The organism is Kitasatospora sp. NPDC049285 (assembly GCF_040678815.1).
Taxonomy (GTDB): domain Bacteria; phylum Actinomycetota; class Actinomycetes; order Streptomycetales; family Streptomycetaceae; genus Kitasatospora.
Map to the genome: position 1 here is coordinate 1 of NZ_JBFAQR010000129.1, position 3,926 is coordinate 3,926.

At 68.7% G+C, this 3,926-nt stretch carries 3 protein-coding genes; 1 reads left to right on the forward strand and 2 read right to left on the reverse strand.

What is annotated here, in order from left to right; all coding sequences use genetic code 11:
- Nucleotides 1-174: 174 nt before the first annotated feature.
- Both istB and istA read right to left on the reverse strand, forming a co-directional pair.
- Nucleotides 175-966, reverse strand: a complete 792-nt coding sequence (gene istB / locus AB0K51_RS34630) for an IS21-like element helper ATPase IstB (RefSeq protein WP_363462245.1) — start codon at nt 964-966, stop codon at nt 175-177.
- 3 nt (nt 967-969) lie between these two features.
- On the reverse strand, nt 970-2,217 hold the full coding sequence (gene istA, locus AB0K51_RS34635) for an IS21 family transposase (protein ID WP_363462247.1): 1,248 nt from the start codon (nt 2,215-2,217) through the stop codon (nt 970-972).
- A 210-nt stretch (nt 2,218-2,427) separates the two neighbouring features.
- Between istA and AB0K51_RS34640 the strand changes: the two genes are divergently transcribed.
- The gene (locus AB0K51_RS34640; RefSeq protein WP_363462249.1) at nt 2,428-3,795 is read left to right on the forward strand and encodes a glycosyltransferase; all 1,368 of its coding nucleotides are present in this window, start codon (nt 2,428-2,430) and stop codon (nt 3,793-3,795) included.
- The last annotated feature ends 131 nt before the right edge of the window (nt 3,796-3,926 follow it).

A 3,926-nucleotide genomic window follows, 5' to 3' on the forward strand; every position in this document is an offset into this window, starting at 1 on the left:
AACCGGTGGCCGTCTTACGTTTCAGGCGACACCCGCTACCGGGACGAAACCCCCGGAACGGGTGGAACCCGTACACCACTTCCCTGGACGTAACCGGGGCCTGTCGGCGGTCGCTGAACCTGGACCCCTTTCGGGTCGGTCAATCTTGACCCCTTTTGACTTGTTTGCCGGTTTCTAGGCCGCCGTGGGGGTGCGGCCGATGTCGCGGTCCTTGAGGCGGTAGGAGTCTCCCTTCAAGGAGAGCACGTCGGCGTGGTGGACGAGACGGTCGATCATGGCTGCGGCGACGGTGTCGTCACCGAAGACCTCTCCCCATCGGCCGAAGGCCTTGTTGCTGGTGACGATCACTGAAGCGCGTTCGTAGCGGCCCGAGATCAGCTGGAAGAACAGGTTCGCGGCCTCCGGTTCGAACGGGATGTAGCCGACCTCATCGATGATCAAAACCGGGATGCGGGCGAGCTTGGTGAGTTCGTCCTGGAGCTTGCCGGAGGTGTGGGCGGCGGCCAGGCGGTCGACCCACTGGGCTGCGGTGGCGAACGCGACGCGGTGGCCGGCCTGGCAGGCGCGGATGCCCAAGGCGATGGCCAGGTGTGTCTTGCCGGTGCCGGGCGGGCCGAGGAAGACCACGTTCTCCTTGGCGGCGACGAAGTCCAGGGTGCCCAGGTGGGTCACCGCCTCGCGTTTGAGGCCGCGCAGGTGGGTGAAGTCGAACTCCTCCAGGGACTTGCGGGCGGGGAACCGGGCGGCTCGGATGCGGCCCTCGCCGCCGTGGCTCTCGCGGGCGGCGACCTCGCGCTGCAGGCAGGCGGCCAGGTATTCCTGGTGGGTCCAGGACTCGGTGGTGGCTCGTTCGGCCAGCCGCTCGGCCGCGTTCAGCAGGTTCGGTGCCTTCAAGGCGCGGGTGAGGAAGGCCAGTTCGGCCTTCAGGTCGCGGGCGGTCCGGGTGGGGGCGGAGCGTTGGGCCATGGTTCAGTCGTCCGCTCCGGCGCCGCCCTCGATCAGGCGGAACACTCGGTCGTAGGAGGGAAGTTCGCGTTCTTCGACCTCGACCGCCGCGGCCGCGGTGCCATGGGCGAGCGCGAGCCGGTGGCCCTCGCGCATCACGGCGGCCTCAGCGGCGTGCTCGGGATCGGTGAGGGTCTGGTGGCGGGCCCAGCAGCGCGTGTGGTCGGCGACGAGGCGACCATCGAGGTAGGCCCGCACCGAGTCGGTGTCCGCCTCGACGCGCACGATCCGGCCGATCGCAGACGGGTGGACGGAGTAGTCGCAGGTGTCCAGGCGGATGTAGTGGTCGCGGCCGAGCCGCACCGAGGTCTGCCACCAGCGTGGCGGGGCCGTCGGCGACAGCGGCAGCATCGCGGCCCGGTCCGCCTCCCACCGGTCGGCCGGGCGGGCCTCCAGCGTGCGGTGGACGCGCCGGTTGGCGACCTCCAGCCAGGCGGTCAGCTGGGCGTTGAAGTCCGCCGGGGAGCTGAAGACCCGGCCGGGCAGGAAGGAGGTCTCCAGGTAGCCGTTGGCCCGCTCGACCAGGCCCTTGGTCTCCGGATCCCGGGGCCGACACAGGATCATCTTGCAGGCCAGCAGCCCGGCGAGTGCGGCGAACTCCGTGGTCAACACCGCCTTGCCCTCCCGCCTGCGACCGACGGCCGGTTCGTTGTCCCAGACCAGCGCTTTGGGCACCGCCTGCCAGCCGGACAGCAGGTCCCAGTGCCCGGCGACCAGGTCGGCGACCTGCCGGGTCGGAATCATCCGCGCGGTGATCACCCGCGAGTAGCCCGCCACCATGACCAGCACCAGCGGCCGGCCGGTCTGCCCGAAGCCCAGCGGGATGTCCGCGGGCGGGAACCACAGGTCGCATTGCGCCAGCTCGCCGGGCCGATACGTGGTCCGGGAGACCGGGTCCGCCGGGAGATAGACCGGCCGCAGCTCGGCCACCCGACGCTTGAGCACGGACAGGGACCGCTCCCAGCCGATCCGCTCGGCGATCACGGTGGCCGGCATCCGCGGGAACTCGGCCAGCAACTCGCGGATCGCAGGCTCCACTTCATCCACGATCGAGCCCTTCGGCGCCCGCCGGTACTTCGGCGGATCGTCGCTGGCAACCGCCCGCCGGACCGTGTTGCGCGCGATCCCCAGATGCCGCGCGATCCCCTTGATCGACATGCCCTCCGAGCGATGGAGCCGCCGGATCTCAGCCCAGTCCTCCACGCCAATCACCTCTTCCTCCTGACTCGCATAGAGCCAGACTGATCACTTGATCACGGAAGGGGTCACTTTTCATCGACCGCTAGAGGGTCACGGTTGGGAGATCGCGGACAGGGCCAGCCGAAGGTGAGCAAAAGGCGCGCATGGGATCATTGATCACCCCTGCGCGTGCACTCGGTCGACTCCCCAGGACGAGCTGAACGTGCAGAGACGGAGGGCTCCATGCCGCGTGTGATTGTCGTCAGCCCGCCCTTCCGCTCCCATGCCACGCCGCTGAGCGTCCTGGGTGGCGCACTGAGCGAGCGCGGCGCCGAAGTGACGCTCGCCTGCGCCCCGTCCTTCGCAGACCTGGCGCGGCGACACGGGTTGGGCTTCACCGCGCTCACCGTCACCAAGAACGCCAACGACGGTGTCGCGGAGAACACGGAACAAGAAGACGGTGAAGCCGAACGGCTCAGGGAATTCCTGGATGCCACCCGTAGTGGTGCGCTCGCCGCCCTGCTCGCCCAGGCGCGGCACCGACATGCCGACATGCTCGCGGACCCAGTCGGCATCCTGGACGAGATCCGCGCTCTGGACCGCCGCGCACGCCCTGACTGGTACCTGGTGGACCAGCTCAACTATCCGGTGACCCTGGCCATGCACTGCCTCGGCTTGCCCTATGCCACGTTCTGCCCAGGCCATCCCAGCTACATCCCGACCGACCCGGACGCGTTCTTCGGGCTGCCGGTCGCCTGGCCCGAGTCGGTCAGACCCGACCCTGGCAGCCTCAGTGAACTGCGGACCGCGGTATCCCTCAACGACAGGGCGTTCACCGAAGCCTTCCGCCGCGTGTGCAGCCAGACAGCACCCGGACGGGCTCTCCCGGACCGGGCCTTCGCCCTCTGCTCTCCTCATGCCATCGTGTTCAACTACCTCGAGCTGCCGTGGCTGCGCCCGGCCCCGCCCGGCCCCGAAGCCATCTTCGCCGGGCACTGCACAGCCGAGCCGGAGGAGACACGCCTCAGCGCCCGGTGGCGGACAACCGTGAACCGCCTGACGTCCGGCGGACGGCCACTGATTCTCGTCGCCTTCGGTACCTTCCTCTCGGCTCGCTCTGACGTTCTGCGCACGGTCACCGAAGCGGCACTCGCATGTACCGGTGCGTCCGTGATCGTCGCGGCAGGCAACCGCGTCGACGAACTCCTGCAGGCACCACGACTGGCGACCGCGTCGTCACACCGGTTGTGCGTCGCCGAGGCTATACCACAGCAAGAGATTTTGGCGCACGCGGCTGCCATGATCCATCACGGCGGCAACAACTCGTTCACGGAATGCGTGGTAGCCGGCGTCCCGGCGCTTGCCCTCCCCTTCTCCAGCGACCAGTTCGCCATCGCCCATGATCTTGAACGCGCAGGCCTCGGCATCTCACTGGACCCGAACACCCTCGATGTCACCGACGCCGGAGCGGCATTGGCGAACCTGCTGGCAGGAGACCGGAGTGAGAGCCGCGCACGGCGAACCCAAGCCCGCGCTGTCGGCCCGTGGTTCGCCGCCGAGCAGTTGATCCGCGTGATGACAGGCGCTCACCGGGCGCCTGATCCGACGTAGTCGGGCGCATCCCGAAGCTCGGGCCGGGGAACTGTGGATGGCGTCCCGTGGAGTGGTGTAGCAGGGATCTTGGCGTAACCCCTGGTCATGAAGGATCCATCGCGTAACTCTCCGAGTAGGAAGGCTCGTTG

Bases quoted from the DNA above. Each gene is read 5' to 3' on its own strand.
- istB (WP_363462245.1), bottom strand. From the start codon at position 966: ATGGCCCAACGCTCCGCCCCCACCCGGACCGCCCGCGACCTGAAGGCC.
- AB0K51_RS34640 (WP_363462249.1), top strand. From the start codon at position 2,428: ATGCCGCGTGTGATTGTCGTCAGCCCGCCCTTCCGCTCCCATGCCACG.